Source organism: Streptomyces sp. NPDC028289, from assembly GCF_055565975.1.
Genome location: NZ_JBVHTI010000003.1, coordinates 759530 through 779218, shown reverse-complemented (window position 1 = coordinate 779218; position 19689 = coordinate 759530). Strand labels below are relative to the sequence as shown.

General features: G+C 70.9%; 14 protein-coding genes and 1 pseudogene. 8 read left to right on the top strand and 7 right to left on the bottom strand.

The features are described from left to right. Positions 1-265: 265 nt before the first annotated feature. On the bottom strand, positions 266-640 hold the full coding sequence (locus tag ACZ4UV_RS17730; protein ID WP_451021183.1) for a hypothetical protein: 375 nt from the start codon (positions 638-640) through the stop codon (positions 266-268). A 186-nt stretch (positions 641-826) separates the two neighbouring features. On the opposite strand from ACZ4UV_RS17730, the gene ACZ4UV_RS17725 reads away from it, so the two are divergent. From ACZ4UV_RS17725 to ACZ4UV_RS17715, 3 genes are all read left to right on the top strand, one after another. Further along, positions 827-2212: a class II fumarate hydratase gene (locus ACZ4UV_RS17725; protein ID WP_451021182.1), complete on the top strand. Its 1386-nt coding sequence runs from the start codon at positions 827-829 to the stop codon at positions 2210-2212. A gap of 84 nt (positions 2213-2296) precedes the next feature. Further along, positions 2297-3010 carry a cytidylyl-2-hydroxypropylphosphonate hydrolase gene (gene fomD, locus ACZ4UV_RS17720; protein ID WP_390046539.1) on the top strand — a complete coding sequence of 238 codons (714 nt, stop codon included), beginning with the start codon at positions 2297-2299 and terminating at the stop codon, positions 3008-3010. A gap of 304 nt (positions 3011-3314) precedes the next feature. Next, the gene (locus tag ACZ4UV_RS17715) at positions 3315-5405 is read left to right on the top strand and encodes a SpoIIE family protein phosphatase (protein ID WP_467838809.1); all 2091 of its coding nucleotides are present in this window, start codon (positions 3315-3317) and stop codon (positions 5403-5405) included. Between the two features lie 176 nt (positions 5406-5581). On the opposite strand, the gene ACZ4UV_RS17710 is transcribed toward ACZ4UV_RS17715, so the two are convergent. Both ACZ4UV_RS17710 and ACZ4UV_RS17705 read right to left on the bottom strand, forming a co-directional pair. Then, complete coding sequence (locus tag ACZ4UV_RS17710; protein ID WP_467838807.1) at positions 5582-8008, bottom strand: transglycosylase domain-containing protein; 2427 nt, start codon at positions 8006-8008, stop codon at positions 5582-5584. A gap of 310 nt (positions 8009-8318) precedes the next feature. Then, complete coding sequence (locus ACZ4UV_RS17705) at positions 8319-9257, bottom strand: NAD-dependent epimerase/dehydratase family protein (RefSeq protein WP_467838804.1); 939 nt, start codon at positions 9255-9257, stop codon at positions 8319-8321. Between the two features lie 201 nt (positions 9258-9458). Here ACZ4UV_RS17705 and ACZ4UV_RS17700 point away from each other — a divergent pair, with 201 nt between their 5' ends. The 3 genes from ACZ4UV_RS17700 to ACZ4UV_RS17690 all read left to right on the top strand — a co-directional run bounded on the left by ACZ4UV_RS17700 (position 9459) and on the right by ACZ4UV_RS17690 (position 13050). Then, positions 9459-9983, top strand: a complete 525-nt coding sequence (locus ACZ4UV_RS17700) for a PadR family transcriptional regulator (protein WP_351498703.1) — start codon at positions 9459-9461, stop codon at positions 9981-9983. Further along, positions 9980-10669, top strand: a complete 690-nt coding sequence (locus ACZ4UV_RS17695) for an ABC transporter ATP-binding protein (RefSeq protein WP_451021564.1) — start codon at positions 9980-9982, stop codon at positions 10667-10669. The genes ACZ4UV_RS17700 and ACZ4UV_RS17695 overlap by 4 nt, the downstream gene beginning before the upstream one ends. A 65-nt stretch (positions 10670-10734) precedes the next feature. After that, positions 10735-13050 carry an ABC transporter permease gene (locus ACZ4UV_RS17690; protein WP_451021563.1) on the top strand — a complete coding sequence of 772 codons (2316 nt, stop codon included), beginning with the start codon at positions 10735-10737 and terminating at the stop codon, positions 13048-13050. Between the two features lie 6 nt (positions 13051-13056). On the opposite strand, the gene ACZ4UV_RS17685 is transcribed toward ACZ4UV_RS17690, so the two are convergent. Then, complete coding sequence (locus tag ACZ4UV_RS17685) at positions 13057-14043, bottom strand: LysR substrate-binding domain-containing protein (protein WP_451021562.1); 987 nt, start codon at positions 14041-14043, stop codon at positions 13057-13059. 142 nt (positions 14044-14185) lie between these two features. On the opposite strand from ACZ4UV_RS17685, the gene ACZ4UV_RS17680 reads away from it, so the two are divergent. Both ACZ4UV_RS17680 and ACZ4UV_RS17675 read left to right on the top strand, forming a co-directional pair. Further along, positions 14186-14737: a peroxiredoxin gene (locus tag ACZ4UV_RS17680; RefSeq protein ID WP_451021561.1), complete on the top strand. Its 552-nt coding sequence runs from the start codon at positions 14186-14188 to the stop codon at positions 14735-14737. Positions 14738-14741: 4 nt separating this feature from the next. Next, entirely contained in the window at positions 14742-15281 is a 540-nt protein-coding gene (locus ACZ4UV_RS17675) for an alkyl hydroperoxide reductase (RefSeq protein WP_467839401.1), read from the top strand. Between the two features lie 294 nt (positions 15282-15575). On the opposite strand, the pseudogene ACZ4UV_RS17670 reads toward ACZ4UV_RS17675, so the two are convergent. The 3 genes and pseudogenes from ACZ4UV_RS17670 to ACZ4UV_RS17660 all read right to left on the bottom strand — a co-directional run. Beyond that, positions 15576-16823, bottom strand: a pseudogene (locus ACZ4UV_RS17670) (AI-2E family transporter); the annotation flags it as partial. Between the two features lie 245 nt (positions 16824-17068). Further along, the gene (locus ACZ4UV_RS17665) at positions 17069-17755 is read right to left on the bottom strand and encodes an aggregation-promoting factor C-terminal-like domain-containing protein (protein WP_451023030.1); all 687 of its coding nucleotides are present in this window, start codon (positions 17753-17755) and stop codon (positions 17069-17071) included. 426 nt (positions 17756-18181) lie between these two features. Further along, on the bottom strand, positions 18182-19507 hold the full coding sequence (locus ACZ4UV_RS17660; protein WP_390046521.1) for a PhoH family protein: 1326 nt from the start codon (positions 19505-19507) through the stop codon (positions 18182-18184). Between the last annotated feature and the right edge of the window lie 182 nt (positions 19508-19689).

Here is a 19689-nt window from a genome sequence, read left to right as displayed (position 1 = left end):
CTCTCCTCCTCAGCCGGACGGACTGGAGGAGGCGCGAACCGGCTCTCCTCCTCAGCCGGACGGACTGGAGGAGGCGCGAACCGGCTCTCCTCCTCAGCCGGACGGACTGGAGGAGGCGCGAACCGGCTCTCCTCCTCAAACGCCGGCGGGGCTGGTGGGGGTGCGGGCCGGCCGTCGTCCTCAAACGCCGGACGGGCTGGTGGGGGTGCCCGTCCTCGAACGGCGGACGGGCTGGAGGGGTGCGGACCCGCTCTCGTCGCAGGTATCAGTCGGGGATGCAGCCGAACCAGTTCACCGTGTCGCCGTCCTTGGTGTAGCCCATGCACCTGACGGTTTCGTCGTGCAGCTTCTCGGTGTGGTCGACCGGGCCGTTCGCGTAGTCCGTCGTGTGGTGGGGCTGTGCCAGGTTGTCGATCGCGACGCGGTACCACGGGCGCTCGCTGGACGGCAGGGTGCAGCCGTGGCTGGTCATGTTGCGGCTGGGGTCGCCGCTCCAGACGGGTCGTTCGGCTCGGTCGCAGTGGGCCCGGTGGGCGCCGCCGGCGGCACCGGCGGTGCCGGCTGCCGCGCCCAGCAGGGTCGCCGCGCCTATGGACACCGCCGCGAGGGCGCCGAGCAGACCCTTGGGAGTGAAGTTCATCGAGTGGTCCTCCTGCCAGCCGTGGTGACGGCGGGGAGTCGCCCTGTCACCTTGGGGTGATCGTCACATTTGTTCGTGATGTCCCGCCTGGCGGGCGGAGGAGCAGTCCCCCGACCCGGTGACGTCGGTGGTGCCAATGCAGCAGGCGGCCGGAACAACCGCCGTGTCCCGATCGCTGACAAGGGCATGAGCGACTACCGCATCGAACACGACTCCATGGGCGAGGTCCGGGTCCCCGCACACGCCAAGTGGCGGGCCCAGACGCAACGGGCCGTCGAGAACTTCCCCGTCTCCGGGCAGCGGATCGAGCGCGCGCACATCGAGGCGCTGGCCCGGATCAAGGGCGCGGCGGCCAAGGTGAACGCCGAGCTGGGGGTGGTCGACAAGGACATCGCGCGGGCGATCCAGGAGGCGGCCGAGGAGGTCGCCGAGGGGAAGTGGGACGAGCACTTTCCCGTGGACGTGTTCCAGACCGGGTCCGGCACCTCGTCGAACATGAACACCAACGAGGTCCTCGCGACGCTGGCGACCGAGCGGCTCGGGCGGGACGTCCATCCCAACGACCACGTGAACGCCTCGCAGTCCTCCAACGACGTGTTTCCGTCGTCCCTCCACATCGCCGCCACCGCCGCCGTCACCCGGGACCTGATTCCGGCGCTCGATCATCTCGCCGACTCACTCGCCAGGAAGTCCGAGGAGTTCGCCGACGTGGTGAAGTCCGGGCGGACCCATTTGATGGATGCGACGCCGGTGACGCTGGGGCAGGAGTTCGGGGGGTACGCGGCGCAGGTACGGTACGGCGTCGAGCGGCTGCGGGCCTCGCTGCCCCGGCTCGCGGAGCTGCCGCTCGGCGGGACGGCCGTGGGCACCGGGATCAATACGCCGCCCGGGTTCTCCGCCGCGGTGATCGAGGAGGTCGCGCGGGTCACCGGGCTGCCGTTCACCGAGGCCCGGAACCACTTCGAGGCGCAGGGCGCCCGGGACGGGATCGTGGAGACCAGCGGGCAGCTGCGGACCGTCGCGGTCGGGCTGACGAAGATCGCCAACGACCTGCGGTGGATGTCCTCGGGGCCGCGGACCGGACTCGCCGAGATCTCGCTGCCGGATCTGCAGCCGGGGTCCTCGATCATGCCGGGGAAGGTCAACCCGGTCATTCCCGAGGCCGTGTTGATGGTGGCCGCACAGGTCATCGGGAACGACCAGACCATCGCCGTGGCCGGCGCGGCCGGGAACTTCGAGCTCAACGTGATGCTGCCGGTCATCGGCAGGAACGTGCTGGAGTCCGTCCGGCTGCTCGCCAACGTCTCGCGGCTGCTCGCCGACCGGACCGTGGACGGGATCACCGCGCACCGCGAGCGGGCCCGGGAGTACGCCGAGTCGTCGCCGTCCGTGGTCACGCCGCTCAACAAGTACATCGGGTACGAGGAGGCCGCCAAGGTGGCCAAGAGGGCGCTGGCCGAGCGGAAGACGATCCGTCAGGTGGTCATCGAGGGCGGGTACGTCGAGCGGGGTGACCTGACGGTCGAGCAGCTGGACGAGGCGCTGGATGTCCTGCGGATGACGCGGCCGTAACCGCGTGCGAACGTTTCGCGCCGCCCGGCCAGAACCGTGACGTCCGCCGCAGCGTCGTATGCCTACGGCACCTAATATCTGTCCATGGCAGACGGTGGAGCGGTGAGACGCGTGATGCGCGGGGAAACGGGCGGTGCGACCGGCGACGGGGCCGGTTTCTGGACTCCTGGGAGCCAGATCCTGTGGCGGTACCGGGAGAACGCCGGCCACGGCTTCCACATCGCGCGCCCCGTCACCGTCGTCCGGGACGACGAGGAGTTGCTCGCCGTCTGGCTGGCCCCCGGCACCGAGTGCGTCAGGCCCGTCCTCGCCGACGGCTCGTCGCTCGGTGAAGAACCGCTTGAGTCCCGCTACACCAAACCCCGGTCCGTCACGCACGGCCACTGGCGCGGTACCGGTGTGCTGAAGCTGGCCCGGCCCGGTCAGCCCTGGTCGGTGTGGCTGTTCTGGGAGCCGGGCTGGCAGTTCAAGAACTGGTACGTCAACCTTGAGCAGCCACTGGTCCGCTGGGGCGGCGGAGTGGACTCGGAGGACTACTTTCTGGACATCTCCGTGCACCCGGACCGCAGTTGGCAGTGGCTCGACGAGGACGAGTTCGCGCAGGCCCAGCAGGACGGGCTGATGGACGCGGAGACGGCCGCGGCGGTGCGGACGGCGGGCCTGGCCGCGGTGGCCGACGTCGAGGCCTGGGAGGCGCCTTTCTCGTCCGGCTGGCAGCACTGGCGCCCGGACCCGTCCTGGGCGGTACCGTCACTCCCGGAGGACTGGGACCGTACGCCCGCGCACGTGTCCTCATGAGACCCTTGATGCGCCCCCGGTCCACAACCGTAGGATCGTCCTCCGCAAGGAAACGTGAGCACAACTCCCGGATCATGCGCCGGGCTTGACCGAACGTCACCGAGGGGCGGCAGGACGTGAGCGAGGGGTACGAGGGCAACACCGGCGAGCGGTGCGCGGGCCGCAGATCGTTCGCCGGTGGCACAGGAACAGCCTCCAGCCACGCCGAAATTCCGTTCCTGGGACACGTAATCCGGGTATCGGCACTTCGGCGGGACCACCTGCGCGCCCGGCGCGCAGCCCCGGACGGACGGATTCGACACGCGTGACGGAGCACCCCACCTCCTACGAGCGCCCACAGCCGGGCGCCGACCCCGCGGAGGCCCGCGGGGGGCTCCTGCATACCCCGCAGCCGCAACTGCAGACGCAGGGACAACCCCAGCCCTGTCCGCGCGGCGGCACCGCCTTACCGGCACAGGCCCGTGCGGGCGAGACGCCCTCCGGCCCCGGTACCAGCACGTCCGAGGAGCACTCCGTCAACGGCCCCGAGCACGCCCAGCCCACCAGCGCTGAGCCCGATCCGCACCGGCCGCGCCCCGCCCCGGAGGGCATCCCGCCACAGCCCGGCGCCGAGCCGGAGCGGGTGGCGAGCGCGCAGGAGCGGCGTACCGGACGCGGGCTGCCGCCGGGCCGGCCGATGCCGATGCGGCGGGACGGCGACCGGCTGCGCTTCGTGGGCGCCGCGACCCGGCGGATCGCCCGGGGCATCGACCTGGACGAGATCGTGATGGGGCTGTGCCGGGCGACCGTGCCGACCTTCTCGGACACGATCCTGGTCTATCTGCGCGACCCGCTGCCGGTCGGCGACGAGCGGCCCGTCGGCCCGGTGGTGCTGCGGCTGCGCCGCACCGACCGGATCCCTGAGGAACGTGACTCCGACGGTTTTCCGCCGTTGCCCGTCCCGGAGCCGGATCCGGCCGACATCGGCCTGGCCGCGCTCACCGCGGAGCTGTGCGAGGTACGGCCGGGCGGTGCGCTGAACGAGGTGCTGCGGGGCGTACGGCCGGTCTTCGCCGACTCCCCCGCGGCGCGCGCCGCGTTGCCCGAACTCCTCGGCGAGGGCAACGAGTCGCTCGTCCCCGGTGCCCAGCACGCGATCCTCGCCCCGTTGCGCGGCCGGCGCCGGGTGATCGGCGCGGCCCTGTTCCTGCGCCGCCCGGAGCGGCTCGCGTTCGAGGCCGACGACCTGCTGGTCGCCGCGCAGCTGGCCACCCACAGCGCGCTCGGCATCGACAAGGCGGTGCTGTACGGCCGGGAGGCCTACATCGCCGACGAGCTGCAGCGGACCATGCTGCCGGAGAACCTGCCGAGCGCGACAGGCGTGCGGCTGGCCTCCCGCTACCTGCCGGCCGCCGAGACGGCCCGGGTGGGCGGCGACTGGTACGACGCGATCCCGCTGCCCGGCAGCCGGGTGGCGCTGGTGGTGGGTGACGTCATGGGCCACTCGATGACGTCGGCGGCCATCATGGGGCAGCTGCGGACCACCGCGCAGACCCTCGCCGGGCTCGACCTGCCGCCGCAGGAGGTCCTGCACCACCTCGACGAGCAGGCCCAGCGGCTCGGCTCCGACCGGATGGCGACCTGCCTGTACGCGGTCTACGACCCGGTGTCGCACCGCATCACCATCGCCAACGCCGGTCATCCGCCGCCGGTGCTGCTGCACCTGGGCGGCCGCGCCGAGGTGCTGCGGGTGCCGGCCGGGGCGCCGATCGGCGTCGGCGGGGTCGACTTCGAGGCGGTGGAGCTGGACGCGCCGGCCGGGGCGACGCTGCTCCTGTACACCGACGGGCTGGTGGAGTCCCGGCTGCGGGACGTGTGGACCGGTATAGAGCAGCTGCGCGAGAAGCTCGCCGCGACCGCGCAGTTGACGGGGCCGGACCATCCGCCGCCGCTGGAGGCCCTGTGCGACGAGGTACTCGACATGCTCGGGCCGGGTGACCGCGACGACGACATCGCGCTGCTCGCGGCCCGGTTCGACGGGATCGCGCCGAGCGATGTGGCGTACTGGTTCCTGGAGCCGGAGGACGCGGCGCCGGGGCGGGCCCGGCGGCTGGCACGCCGTGCGCTGGCCCGCTGGGGCCTGGAGGAACTCACCGACTCCGTCGAACTGCTGGTCAGCGAGGTCGTGACGAACGCGGTGCGGTACGCGTCGCGACCGGTGACGTTGCGGTTGCTGCGGACGGATGTGCTGCGGTGCGAGGTCGGCGACGACGTCCCGCAGCTGCCGCGGCTGCGGCAGGCCCGGGCGACGGACGAGGGCGGCCGGGGGCTGTACCTGGTGAACCGGCTGGCGCGGCGGTGGGGGGCGACCCGGTTGAGCACCGGGAAGGTCGTCTGGTTCGAGCTGAACAGATAGCGCCGCGGGGGCTCGAGGCCGCCGAGGAGCTGCGGGCCGGCGGTGGCCGGCCGCGCAGTTCCCCGCGCCCCTTTCAGGGGCGTCAGCCGTAGCGCCCCTTGAGGGGCGCGGGGAACTGCGCGAGCAACCACGACGCTGCCGCACCCGGCGAAGCACCGGATGCGGCAGCGACTCTGCTACTGGCCGTCGGCCGGGTCCAGCGGGTTGTCGGTGATCCCGCCCGTCGGGGTCTGCGACGGGGTCGACGGTGCGCTGGTCGTCGGCGACGGGGACTTCGTCGGGGTGGAGCTCGGGGTCTGGGACGGGGTCTGCGACGGGGTCGCGGACTTCGTCGGGGTCGAGCTCGGGGTCTGCGAGGGCGTCTCGGACGGGGTCTCGCTGAAGCTCGGCGTGTCCGTCGGCTTGACGGCCGCGCCCAGCTCGGTGTTCAGGTCGAACTTGGTCTTCTTCGTGACGCCGAAGGTGTACGCCGCCCAGATCTGCGCGGGGTAGCCGCCACCGTTGATGCGGCCGGTGCCGGGGATCAGGCCGGTGGCGCCGGTGAGGGTGACCTGGTTGTGGGTCTTGGCGTCCTCGCCGAACAGGCCCACCGAGGTGACCAGGTCGGGCGTGTAGCCCGTGAACCAGGCCGACTTGTTGCTGTCGGAGGTACCCGTCTTGCCGGCCACCTGCTGCCCCTTGCGCAGCGGGTTCTGGGCCACCGACACCTTGGCCGTACCGTCGTCGACCACGCCCGTCAGCACCGAGGTCACCTGGTCGGCCGCCTCGCGGCTGATCACCTGTTCGCCGATCGGGTCCGGCAGGTCGACCTTGCGGCCGGTCTTCTCCGCCGACGCGAGGATCGTGGGGGTGACCTTCTGGCCGTGGTTGTCGAGGGTCGCGTACACCGAGACCATCTCCAGCGGGCTCGCGCCCATACTGCCCAGGGTCATCGCGGGGACCGCCTGGAGGTTCTCGGTGTCCAGACCGAGGTCGTCGGCGGTCTTCAGCACGTTCTTCATGCCGACGTCCACGCCCATCTGCGCGAACACCGAGTTGACGGACTTGTTCATCGCCGTCTGCACGGTGATGTTGCCGTAGTCCGCGTCGTCCTCGTTCGGCGGCGAGAAGGCGATGTCGCTGCCCTTCACCGCACGGCCGCTGGTGCCGTCGTAGATGGTGTTGGCGTTGATGTCCTTGCCGTCCTGGGTCTTGGCGTCCCGGTCCAGCGCGGAGGCGAGGATGATCGGCTTGAAGGTGGACGCCGGCTGGTAGTCGGCGCGGGTGGCGTTGTCCGTGTAGTGCTTGTAGTAGTCCACGCCTCCGTACAGGGCGAGGATCTTGCCGGTCTTGGGGTCGACGGAGACGGCGCCGGCCTGGACGTTCTTGTCGACCTTGCGCTTCTTGCCGTCGAGCTTGCTGGTGAGCTGGCTCTTGACGGCCGCCTCCAGCTTGGCCTGCTTCTTCGGGTCGATGTTCAGGGTGATCGTCCAGCCCTGGTCGACGACCTGGGCCTCGGCCTCGGACCGGGTGATGCCCTGCGACTTCATCAGCTGGTTCTCCAGCTGGGTGTTGGCCAGTTCGACCAGGTAGCCCTTCTGGCCCTCCAGGCCGGACGCGGCCTTCGGCTCCTTGGGTATCGGGAACTTCATGGCGTCCCGCTTGGTCTTGTCCAGCCAGCCCTGGCCGACCATGTTGTCCAGGACGTAGTTCCACCGTGCCTTCACCAGCTTCTTGCCGACGGGGCCCGCCACCGCCCAGTCGTACTGGCTCGGTGCCTGGAGCAGCGCGGCCAGGTAGGCGCCCTGCTGGACCGTGAGCTTGTCGGCGTCGACGCGGTAGTAGGCCTGGGCGGCGGCCTGGATGCCGTAGGCGCCGCGGCCGTAGTAGCTGGTGTTGATGTAGCCGGCGAGGATGTAGTCCTTGGACTTCTCGCGGTCCACCTTCAGCGAGATGACCAGTTCCTTCAGCTTGCGCGTGACGGTCTGGTCCTGGTCGAGGTAGTAGTTCTTGACGTACTGCTGGGTGATCGTCGAACCGCCCTGGGTGCCGCGGCCCCGCGCCGTGTTGTAGAGGCCGCGGGCCATGCCCCTCAGGTCGATGCCGTTGTCGTTGTAGAAGGACTTGTTCTCCGCCGCGACGAAGGTGTGCTGGACCTCCTTCGGGACCTTGGAGAGGTCCACGATCTCGCGGTTGACGGTGCCCTTGCGGGCCAGGACCGAGCCGTCGCTGTACTTGTAGACGTTGCTCTGCGTCTGCGCGAGGGCGTTGCCCTCGGGGACGCTCACCATCATGTACAGCGCGATGAAGGAGCCGATGCCCAGCAGGCAGACGGTGAAGAACGCGCCGAGCATCTTCTTCCAGGTGAACAACCTGCGTATGCGGCCCTTGGCGGGCTTGCCGTCCTTGGTCGGCCGCCCCTTCCCCTTCCCCGCGGCGGCCTTGCGGCGTTCGGCGCGGGTGGCGCCCTCCACGGCCGGGGCGGCCGGCGACTCGACCGCCGTCGTGGTCCCGCCCTCCGCCGTCGTCGGCGTCTCGGGCCCGGACTGCTGGGGCGTGCGGTTCCGGGGCGCGGCGCGGCGGCCGCCACGCTGTCGCGCTCTTCTCTCGTCCGCTCGTCCCATGAGTCCGTCTGCTCCGCTTCGTCTCGGCTGTCACACGTGTGTACGGGTGTCACACAGGTACGTGGCTCAGGTCAGTCCAGAAAGCTAACACCGCTCTCTATGACAAAGGGCGCACGATCTGTCCTTTTTCGGACGTGACAATCAGCACCCCTACCCAACGGAACCGACGAGCGGAGACGACGGAGGGTTGCCCGGTGGGGGCAAGTGATACCACCGAGATGGAAAAGCGCAGGCCGGACCGGACCGCCCGGAGGGGCCCGTGCCCCTGCCCGACGCCTCGGTGCGGAGGCGCGGGCGGCGACGACCGGTCTCAGGCGAGCTCCTCCCTGAACCCCTGCCGCCAGGAGCGGTACCGCGGCTCCCAGCCCAGCTCCCGCCTGGCCTTGGCGTTGGAGAAGCCGCGGCCCTGGGTCATGATGACGACCGCCTGTTCGCCGGCCAGGAGGCGGGCCAGCCACACCGGCACCCGCAGCGGCCGCTTCGCCCCGGCGCACTCGGCCAGGTACGGCAGCCACTCGGCGGCCGGCGCCGGTTCGTCGTCGACGATGTTGAACACGCCCCGCGCCCCCCGCTCCACCGCGAGGACGGTCGCGCTCGCCGCGTCGTCGAGGTGGATCCAGCTGCTGTGGCCGGCGGCGCGGCCGACCAGGGGGTACTGGCGTTTGCGGACCAGCTCCACCTGGTCGTCGATGGCGCCGGGGCCGTAGAAGGCGCCGTAGCGCAGGGCCGCGCCGCCGGCCCGCAGGACCGCGTCCTCCAGGTGGCGCAGGGCGAGCATCCCGCCGTGCGCGGGAGTCCCCTCCATCAGGTCCAGCGGATCCTCCTCCGTCTTCACCCAGCCGCCCTCGCGGATGCCGTTCCAGCTGGCGTGGCTCTGCGCGACGACGTGCCGCACGCCGGTCGCCTGGGCGGCGGCGAGCAGGTGGTCCGTGCCCTCGGTGCGCAGCCGGTTGGTGAGGGCGAACCAGCGGTCGGGATGCTTGATGTCGGGCTTGCCGGCGTGCGCCATGGAGATCGCGGTGAGCTGATGGACGATCACGTCCGGGCGGGCCGCGGCCACCGCCCGGCCGACCGACAGCGCGTCCAGGCCGTCCATCACGACCCCCTCCGCGCCCAGTTCCTTCAGCAGCCCGAGCCTGGCCGTGCCGGTCGTGGTGGCCGTCACCTGATGCCCCCGCGCCACCAGCTGCGGCACCAGCCGCCGCCCCAGAACCCCGCTGCCCCCTGCCACGAACACCCGCACGGCCATCACCTTCCTGATCCGAACCGATCCGACCCGACGCGGGAGACCCGCTGCCGGATCAGAGACGAGACAGGCCCCCGCCGCTGTGACACCGCCCTGTCGCAGAACCGTGACAATCGGCCCCCACCTGCGGGTCCGCACAGCGGGCCATGATCTACACACGGCGCGTATACACGCGGCGTATACACCGTGTGTAGAGTCCTCTCCATGTCCATCGGTCACACCCTCCTGGGGCTCCTGGAGTCCGGCCCGCGCCACGGTTACGACCTGAAGCGGGCCTTCGACGAGAAGTTCGGTCACGACCGGCCGCTCCACTACGGCCAGGTCTATTCGACGATGTCCCGGCTGCTGAAGAACGGGCTCGTGGAAGTCGACGGCATCGAGGCCGGCGGCGGACCCGAGCGGAAGCGGTACGCCATCACCGACGCCGGGGTCACCGACGTCGAGCAGTGGCTGGCGACACCCGAGAAGCCGGCGGAGTACCTCCAGTCGACCCTGTACACCAAGGTCGTGCTCGCGCTGCTGACGCACCGGAACGCCGGCGACATCCTCGACAGCCAGCGCTCCGAGCACCTGCGCAGCATGCGCATCCTCACCGACCGCAAGCGCCACGGCGACCTCGCGGACCAGCTCGTCTGCGACCACGCCCTGTTCCACCTGGAGGCGGACCTGCGCTGGCTGGAACTGACCGCGGCCCGGCTCGACAAGCTCCGCGCGGAGGTGGCCAAGTGAACGCGCCCGCCGGTTCGCTGCTCACGGCCGACAAGCTCCGCAAGGCGTACGGCCCGACCGTCGCCCTCGACGGGGCCGAGTTCTCCATACATCCGGGCGAGGTCGTCGCCGTGATGGGGCCGTCCGGCTCCGGCAAGTCGACGCTGCTCCACTGCCTCGCCGGGATCGTGCCGCCCGACTCCGGGTCGATCATGTACGCCGGCCGGGAGCTGGCCACCATGAACGACGCCGAGCGCAGCGCGCTGCGGCGCAGCGAGTTCGGGTTCGTCTTCCAGTTCGGGCAGCTGGTGCCCGAACTGACCTGCGTGGAGAACGTCGCCCTGCCGCTGCGGCTGAACGGCACCTCCCGCAAGGAGGCCGAACGGGCCGCGCTCGGCTGGATGGAGAAGCTGGAGGTCGACAACCTCGCGAAGAAGCGTCCGGGCGAGGTCTCCGGCGGCCAGGGGCAGCGGGTCGCGGTGGCCCGCTCGCTGGTGACCGGTCCCCGGGTGCTGTTCGCGGACGAGCCGACCGGCGCGCTCGACTCGCTCAACGGCGAACGGGTGATGGAGCTGCTGACGGACGCCGCCCGCTCCACCAACGCGGCCGTCGTCCTCGTCACGCACGAGGCAAGGGTGGCCGCCTACTCCGACCGCGAGATCGTCGTACGGGACGGGAAGTCCCGGGACATGGAGCGGGCGGTATGAACGCCGGAAGGGGGCACCGCCCGCGCGAGCGAAGCCGAGCGTGGGGGAGGTCGAGGGATCTGGCCATGGGGGTCCGGTTCGCCTTCGCGGGCGGCCGCGAGGGCTGGTTCCGGGCCACCATGACGGCGGTCGGCGTGGGACTGGGGGTGGCGCTGCTGCTGCTCACCACGGCCATCCCGAACGCGCTGGCCGTACGCCACCAGCGCGACGTGGCGCGGGCGGACTACACCTACGTCTTCGGCCACCCCTTGAAGGCCGGCGAGAAGACGTTCGTCATCGCGGACATCGACACCCCTTACCACGGCAGCGACATACGCGGCCGGATGGTCCAGCGGGAGGGCGCGAAGGCACCGGTGCCGCCCGGGCTCACCGAGTACCCGGCACCCGGCGAGATGGCCGTCTCGCCCGCGCTGAAGCGGCTGCTCGACTCCCCCGACGGAGCGCTGCTGCGCGACCGGCTGCCGTACCGGATCACCGCCACCATCGCGGAGAGCGGACTGACCGGCTCCCAGGAACTCGCCTACTACGCGGGCTCCGCCGACCTCGCCGCCCACATCCACCCGCCGGACGTGGCCCGGATCGACCACTTCGGCAGCCCCCGGTCCCCGGACGCCGAGAGCGACCCGGTCCTCACGCTGCTCGTCCTCGTGGTGTTCGTGATCCTGCTGATGCCCGTCGCCGTGTTCGTCGCGGCCGCCGTCCGCTTCGGCGGCGAGCGCCGCGACCGGCGGCTGGCCGCGCTGCGGCTGGTCGGCTCCGACGGCCGGATGGTACGGCGGATCGCGGCCGGCGAGGCGATGGCCGGCGCACTGCTCGGCCTCGTCCTCGGCCTCGGCTTCTTCCTGGTCGGCCGCCAGCTCGCGGGCACCGCCGAGGTGTTCGGCATCAGCGTGTTCCCGAGCTATCTCAACCCCTCCCCCGCGCTGGCCCTGCTGGTGGCGGTCACCGTCCCGGCGGCGGCCGTGCTGGTGACCCTGTTCACGCTGCGCGGGGTGGTCATCGAGCCGCTGGGCGTGGTGCGTACGGCGAAGCCCGCCCGCCGCCGGCTGTGGTGGCGGCTGCTGCTCCCGGTGGCCGGTCTGGCGGCGCTCTACCCGATGATCGGGCAGGGCCGCGGCGACGGCGACTTCAACCAGTACCTGGTGACCGGCGGCGTCCTGCTCCTCCTGGTCGGCATCACGGCCCTGCTGCCGTGGGTCGTGGAGACGGTCGTCGGCCGGCTCGGCCGGGGTGCGGTGGCCTGGCAGCTGGCGGTCCGGCGGCTGCAGTTGAGCAGCGGTACGGCGGCCCGCATGGTCAACGGCATCGCGGTGGCGGTGGCCGGGGCGATCGCGCTCCAGATGGTCTTCGCCGGTGTCGAGGCCGACTACACCAAGTCGACCACCAACGACCTGAACCGCGCACAGATGTCGGTCCAGGTGCCGACCGGTGTCCCGGTGCCCGAGGTGGCCCGGGCCATGACCGGGACCAAGGGCGTAAGGAAGGTGGTCTCGATCGCCGACGGGGAGGTCGGCGACCGGAAGAAGGACCCGGACCAGACGGGCCAGGTGAGCGTGGGCAGTTGCGCCTCGCTGCGGGAGGTCGCGGCCCTGCCGTCCTGCCACGACGGCGACGCCTTCGTGGTGAAGGGGTCCGACAGCGACTCCGAGACGGCGAAGCTGCTGGCGGCCGGTGAGAAGCACGGCCGGACGCTGTACCTCGACCCCTCCTACTCCGGCGACGACGAAGGCTCCCCGAGCCGCTGGACGGTGCCGGCCACGCTGAAGCAGGCCGAGACCCGCGAGGACCCCACCGGCTACAAGCGCGGCGGTTTCCTGCTCACCCCGGGCGCACTGCCCGACGGCGCCAGCACGGCGGTGCAGGGCGTGGTCTATCTGTCCATCGACTCCGGGGTCCGCGACGCCCACGAGTACGTGATCAACACGGCGGTCCGGATCGACCCGCTGATGCACGCGGAGACGCTGACCTCGGTCGAGCGGAACGGCCAGTTCGAGTCCATCCGCACCGGGCTGCTCGTCGGCGCGGCCGCCGTACTGGCCCTGATCGGCGCGAGTCTGCTCGTCGGCCAGCTGGAGCAGCTGCGCGAGCGCAAGAAGCTGCTGTCGGCCCTGGTCGCCTTCGGCACCCGGCGCCGCACGCTGAGCCTGTCGGTGCTGTGGCAGACGGCGATCCCGGTCGGGCTCGGCCTGCTGCTGGCCGGCGTGGTGGGGCTGACGCTCGGCACGGTACTGCTGAAGATGGTCGGCTCCACGGTTCGCGTGGACTGGCCGGGCGTGCTGGCGATGACCGGCTTCGGCGCGGCGGTCGTCCTCGCGGTGACCCTGCTCAGCCTGCCGCCCCTGCTGCGGCTGATGCGCCCGGACGGCCTGCGCACCGAATAGCCGCCGTCAGGAACAGGCGCCGAGGACCCGGACGGGCAGCGGCCGCAGCGCCTCGCGCAACGCGGCCGCCAGCTCCCGGTACTCGGCGCCGCGGGCTGCCCCGGCGCGCGTGGCGAGGGCGATCCGGCGGCTCGGCGCGGGCTCCGCGAAGGAGCCGGTGAGGAGCTGGTCGCTGCGGCTGGTCTCGACCTTGACGGCGGTGTGCGGCAGCAGGGTGCAGCCGAGCCCGCCGGCGACCAGCTGGACGAGGGTGGCGAGCCCGGCGGCCGTGGTGGTCACCGCGACGTCGTCGCGGCCCGCCTCCCGGCAGATGTCCAGGGCCTGGTCGCGCAGGCAGTGCCCCTCGTCCAGGAGCAGCAGGTTCAGCCCCTTGAGCGCGTCGCGGGCGATGCCGTCGCGGCCGCCGAGCGGATGTCCGAGCGGCGTGACGAGCACGAAGTCCTCGTCGAACAGCGGGAGTTCAACGACCCCCGGGACGGCCAGGGGGACCGCGAGAAGCAGCAGGTCCAGCCGGCCGGCGGCGAGCCCGTCCAGGAGGCTGGCGGTCTGCTCCTCGTGGACCTGGAGGTCGAGGTCCGGATAGCGGTCGTGGACCAGTCCGAGGACCGTGGGCAGCAGATACGGCGCGACGGTGGGGATCACCCCGAGCCGCAGCGCGCCGGTGAACGGCGCCCGCACCGCCTCCGCCTCCGCCAGCAGCGCCTGCACCTCCTCCAGCACCGCCCTGGCCCGTACGGCGAGCCGCGCACCGGCGGGCGACAGCAGCACCTTGCGGGTGGTCCGTTCGAGCAGCGTGACGCCGAGCGTCTCCTCGAGGGCCGCGACGGCCCCCGACAGCGCGGGCTGGCTCATGCCTGTCGCGGCCGCCGCGTCCCGGAAGTGCAGGTGCTCGGCGACCGCGCAGAAGGCGCGCAGCTGCGCGAGACTGGGCTGGCGCCGCTTGCCGCCGGCCCCGGCGCCGCCCCCGGTACCGTTCCCCAGGGGATTACCCACAGCCACTGATAGCCACCTCCGATCAACTCGACCGAGTGTAGCTATTTCAGGAATCAATGCACCTTGTGCCACGATCGGCGGCGTCCAACCCATCGGAGCGGACCCCGCGATCCGGGGTTGCTCCGCGCTGCAAGGAGTGCTTGTGCTCACTGTCGGTGACAAGTTCCCCGAGTTCGAACTGACCGCCTGCGTCTCGCTGGAGAAGGGCAGGGAGTTCGAGACGATCACCCACAAGACCTACCAGGGTTGGAAGGTGGTCTTCGCGTGGCCCAAGGACTTCACCTTCGTGTGCCCCACCGAGATCGCCGCCTTCGGCAAGCTGAACGAGGAGTTCGCCGACCGCGACGCACAGGTCCTCGGCTTCTCCGGTGACTCCGAGTTCGTCCACCACGCCTGGCGCAAGGACCACGACGACCTGCGCGAGCTGCCGTTCCCGATGATGGCCGACTCGAAGCACGAGCTGATGCGCGCCCTCGGCATCGAGGGCGAGGACGGCTTCGCCAAGCGCGCGGTGTTCGTCGTCGACCAGAACAACGAGATCCAGTTCTCCATGGTGACCGCGGGCTCGGTGGGCCGTAACCCCAAGGAGGTCCTGCGGGTCCTCGACGCGCTCCAGACCGACGAACTCTGCCCGTGCAACTGGACCAAGGGCGACGACACCCTCGACCCGGTCGCGCTCCTGGCGGGTGAGTGACCCCGTGTCCCTCGACGCCCTCAAGTCCGCCGTACCGGACTACGCCAAGGACCTGAAGCTCAATCTGGGTTCGGTCATCGGCAACTCGGAGCTGCCGGCGCAGCAGCTGTGGGGCACGGTCCTGGCGACCGCCATCGCCGCCCGCTCCCCGATCGTGCTGCGCGAGCTGGCACCGGAGGCGAAGGCGAACCTCACGCCCGAGGCGTACACGGCGGCGAAGGCCGCGGCCGCGGTGATGGCGATGAACAACGTCTTCTACCGCACCCGCCACCTGCTCTCCGACCACGAGTACGGCACCCTGCGCGCGGGTCTGCGGATGAACGTCATCGCCAACCCCGGCGTCGACAAGGTCGACTTCGAGCTGTGGTCGTTCGCGGTGTCCGCGGTCAACGGCTGCGGGATGTGCCTGGACTCCCACGAGCAGGTGCTGCGCACGGCCGGGGTCGGCCGTGAGGTGATCCAGGAGGCGTTCAAGATCGCCTCGGTGGTCCAGGCGGTTGGCTCCGCCCTGGAGGCCGAGGCTGTGCTGGCCGAGTTCGAGTAGACGCCGGCGTTGTGCGGACCCCGCTCACCTCCGGTGGGCGGGGTCTTCCGCGTCTTCGGGGGCTGCGCCCCCGGACCCCCCTTCGGCCTGAACGGCCTCGTCCTCAAACGCCGGACGGGCTGATGTGTGTGGCTGATCGCCGTCGTCGAGTGCCGGACGCGCTGGATTGTGTGGCTGATCGCCGTCGTCGAGTGCCGGACGCGCTGGATTGTGTGGCTGATCGCCGTCGTCGAGTGCCGGACGGGCTGGATTGTGTGGCTGATCGCCGTCGTCGGGCCCGGTGGAGCCGTAGCGTTCGTGCGAGTAGTGGTGCAGGTAGCTGACCACTGTGTTCGTCACCGCCACCAGCGGTACCGCCACCACCGCGCCGCCGATGCCCGCGACCATGCCGCCGGCGGCGACCGTGAGGACCACCGCGAGGGGGTGGACCCGGACCGCGCGGCCGAGGATGAACGGCTGGAGGATGTGGCCCTCGATCTGCTGGACCGCGAGGACGACGGCCAGGGTCATGACCGCGGTGAAGACGCCCTGGGTGACCAGCGCCACGATCACCGCCAGCGCGCCGGAGGCGACGGCGCCGACGAGCGGGATGAACGAGAACAGGAAGATGAAGACGGCCAGCGGCACGGCCATCGGGACGTCCAGGAAGTAGATGCCGATGCCGATGAAGATGGCGTCGATGAGGGCGACCAGGACCGTGCCCCGGACGTAGGCCGTGAGCGTGCGCCAGGCCCGCGGGCCGGCCCCGGCGACCCCCTCGCGGGCGGCGGAGGGCACGAGCTTCAGGAACCACTGCCAGATGCGCGCGCCGTCGTACAGCAGGAAGAGCGTCGAGAAGAAGACCAGCAGAATGCCGGTCAGGGCCTCCACGATCACCTGGACGCCCTCCAGGCCGAACGAGGTGATCTGGTCGGTGTTGGCGCCGATCGCCTCGCGGAGGTTCTTGGCGATCTGGTTGATCTGTTTGTCGGTGACGTGGAAGGGGCTCTTCAGCAGCCAGTTGCGCAGGTCGTCGATACCGTTCTGGACCTGGTCGGAGAGCGTGTCGATGTTCTCCATGACCTGCCAGGTCACGAACCAGCCCATCAGGCCGATCACCACGAAGCCGGAGATGGCGGTGAGCGCGGTGGCCGGGCCGCGGGGCATGCCGTAGCGGCACAGCCGGGCGACCGTCGGCTGGAGCAGGGCGGTGATCAGCAGCGCGATGACGAAGGCGAACACGACGAGTTGGACGGCGCTGATGACCCGCATCAGGATCCAGACCGTGCCTGCCAGCACCAGCAGCCGCCAGCCGGCCTCGGCGGCGACCCGCACGCCCCACGGGATGGCCGTCACCGGGTCGGGACGCGGCACCGGCTTCCGGACGGGCGCGGGGGCCGGCGGGTCCGGGGCCGGGGCGGGTGCCGGAACGGGCACGGCCGGAGCGGGCGGCTCCGGCTCGGCGTGCTCCCGCTCCACCTCGGCCCGGCGCTCGTCCAACCGCTCGCCCATCTCGGTCAGTCCGGCCCCGATACGGCCGAGCCACTCAGGCACGCGCGACATGATCCGCCCTCTCCCCACCACTCCCCCCTGGAGTCGTCCGCAACGACCGTACAGGGCAACAGCCCCTCCCCTTAGGACGGGGAGGGGCTGTTGAAGGTTGAGAAAGAGGCCCACCACAAGCTTTTAGGGGCGCTGGGGGTACCCCCGGCCGAGGGCTGGGGGAGGAACTGCGCGACCGGCCACGAACGACCCGCAGACGACCACGGACCGCACTGCTGTTTGTCGGCCGAACGCCGGCGGAGCGCCTAGTACCAGTGGTTCGCCTGCCAGAACGACCACGCCTCACACGGGCTGCCGTACCGGGAGTTCATGTAGTTCAGGCCCCACTTGATCTGCGTGGCCGGGTTGGTCTGCCAGTCGGCGCCCGCGGAGGACATCTTGGAGCCGGGCAGCGCCTGGAAGAGACCGAAGGCGCCGGAGGAGGCGTTGACCGCCTGGTAGTTCCAGCTGGACTCGTGGTCCACGATGTTGCTGAAGCACTGGTACTGGCCGCTGGCCACCATCTGCTGCGCCATCGCCTGGATCTGCGCCACGGTGTACGAGCTCTGGACCGGGAAGCTCGAGGAGGAACGGCTGGCCGTGGTCTTCGCCTCGGCGCGCTCCTTGGCCTCCTTGGCCGCCTTCTCGGCCTCGGCCTTCTTGGCCTCTGCGGTCTTGGCCGCGGCCACCCGGGCGGCCTGCTCGGCGTCCTTCTTGGCGGACGCGTCCGCCTGGATCGCCACGGCGTCGGCCTGCTGCGTCAGGGACGCGGTCTGCACCTGGGCCTGCTGACCCGCGGGCAGGTCGGCGAGGAGCGTGGTGTCGGCTGCCGTAGCCTCGGCGTCGTTGTTCGGCTGGGCAACACTGCCCGAGGCCACACCCACGACGCTTCCGACGGCGGTGACCGCGGTGGCCGAAGCCACTGCGAATCCCCGGACCGAGATCCGGCTCACACGGTTTCCTTCCAGCATCGCCCGCTTCGGTGACCCTGGCGGACGCAATCTTGCCCCCTGACACTGGTCTCCTCACTACTGGGTCACGGGAGACACGGGCCCGGCGGGCAGCTCCGGAAGGGAGCGCCGCGTGGTGCTCGGGCGGCATACGACGTCGCTATGGAATTAGCAGTGATGCTTCTGTTGTTCCGTACCGCTGGGGGTACGGGTGTGTCGTATGCGGGGCCTGACAGGAGTGAGACTCTGCCGTAACCCGACGCCGGGTGGCAATTCAGAGTTGCGTGTGAAAGCTCACATCCGGTTTCTCCCAGGGGATTTCAGGAAACCGCCACACACGAAGGCGCCGCCCGGCTAGGCTCGGGGCCTTTGCCGGACGGCGCCAACGGGTGGGTAGTCAGCCCAGGTTGGACACAGGGGTCAGATGGTTCAGATGTGGCCGTCCTCCAGCATTTCGGTCACAAGGGCGGCGATCTGGGACCTCTCGGACCGGGTGAGGGTGACATGCGCGAAAAGCGGATGCCCCTTCAGCTTCTCCACGACGGCGACCACACCGTCGTATCGCCCGACTCGCAGATTGTCCCTTTGCGCCACATCATGGGTCAGAACGACCCGTGAATTCGCGCCGATCCGGGACAGAACGGTCAGCAGGACGTTCCGTTCCAGCGACTGGGCCTCGTCCACGATCACGAACGCGTCGTGCAGGGAGCGGCCGCGGATGTGGGTGAGCGGCAGCACCTCCAGCATCCCGCGGGCGGTGACCTCCTCGATGACCTCGCGGCTGGTGACCGCCGAGAGGGTGTCGAAGACCGCCTGCGCCCAGGGGCTCATCTTCTCCGCCTCGGAGCCCGGCAGATAGCCCAGCTCCTGCCCGCCGACCGCGTACAGCGGACGGAAGACCATCACCTTCTGGTGCTGGCGGCGCTCCAGGACCGCCTCCAGGCCCGCGCACAGCGCCAGCGCGCTCTTGCCGGTGCCGGCCCGGCCGCCCATCGACACGATCCCGACGTCCGGGTCGAGCAGCAGGTCCAGCGCGATGCGCTGCTCGGCGCTGCGGCCCTTGATGCCGAACGCCTCGCGGTCGCCGCGCACCAGACGGATGTTGCCCTCCGAGGTCACCCGGCCGAGCGCCTTGCCGCGCTCCGACTGGATGGTCAGGCCGGTGTGCACGGGGAGGTCGGAGGCCTCCGGGACGTACACGTGCCCTTCCTCGAAGAGGATGTCCACCTGTTCGCCGGGCAGGGTCAGTTCGGACATCCCGGTCCAGCCGGAGGCGTCCGTGATGGCGAGTTCGGCGCGGTACTCCTCGGCGAGGAGACCGACCGACGACGCCTTGATCCTGAGCGGCAGGTCCTTCGAGACGACGGTGACGTCGTACCCCTCGGCCTGCAGGTTGCGGGCCACCGCGAGGATGCGGGAGTCGTTGTCCCCCAGGCGGTAGCCGCTCGGCAGCACGCTGGGGTCCGAGTGGTTGAGCTCGACACGGATGGTGCCGCCGAGGTCGCCGATCGGGATGGGGGCATCGAGGCGGCCGTGCCGGACCCGGTAGTCGTCGAGCAGGCGCAGCGCCTGCCGGGCGAAGTAACCGAGTTCGGGATGGTGCCGCTTGGCCTCCAGTTCCGTGACCACGACGATCGGGAGCACTACCTCGTGCTCCTCGAAGCGGGCCATGGCGTTCGGGTCGGCCAGCAGGACGCTGGTGTCGAGAACATAGGTGCGCCGGTCGGACTTGCGGCGCGTTGTGCTGGTCACCACGGAAGGACGTACCCCCTCGGATGAGGTCGGGGAGCGACGATGGCGAGCTGGACCGGTTGACGGCCGCCCTGCACGGGCCGAAAACCGGCCCCCCGCTGCTTCTTCCGTGCCGTGACCGCACGGTCGGGCTGGTGCAAAGGGCCTCCCGGGCGGACGGCCCCGAGCCGCCCGCTGAGATCCGA

What these genes read in the sequence shown, in the direction of transcription:
- ACZ4UV_RS17730 (WP_451021183.1), bottom strand. Translation starts at nt 640, where the DNA reads ATGAACTTCACTCCCAAGGGTCTGCTCGGCGCCCTCGCGGCGGTGTCC.
- fomD (WP_390046539.1), top strand. Translation starts at nt 2,297, where the DNA reads ATGGCAGACGGTGGAGCGGTGAGACGCGTGATGCGCGGGGAAACGGGC.
- ACZ4UV_RS17700 (WP_351498703.1), top strand. Translation starts at nt 9,459, where the DNA reads ATGTCCATCGGTCACACCCTCCTGGGGCTCCTGGAGTCCGGCCCGCGC.
- ACZ4UV_RS17710 (WP_467838807.1), bottom strand. Translation starts at nt 8,008, where the DNA reads ATGGGACGAGCGGACGAGAGAAGAGCGCGACAGCGTGGCGGCCGCCGC.
- ACZ4UV_RS17725 (WP_451021182.1), top strand. Translation starts at nt 827, where the DNA reads ATGAGCGACTACCGCATCGAACACGACTCCATGGGCGAGGTCCGGGTC.
- ACZ4UV_RS17705 (WP_467838804.1), bottom strand. Translation starts at nt 9,257, where the DNA reads ATGGCCGTGCGGGTGTTCGTGGCAGGGGGCAGCGGGGTTCTGGGGCGG.
- ACZ4UV_RS17690 (WP_451021563.1), top strand. Translation starts at nt 10,735, where the DNA reads ATGGGGGTCCGGTTCGCCTTCGCGGGCGGCCGCGAGGGCTGGTTCCGG.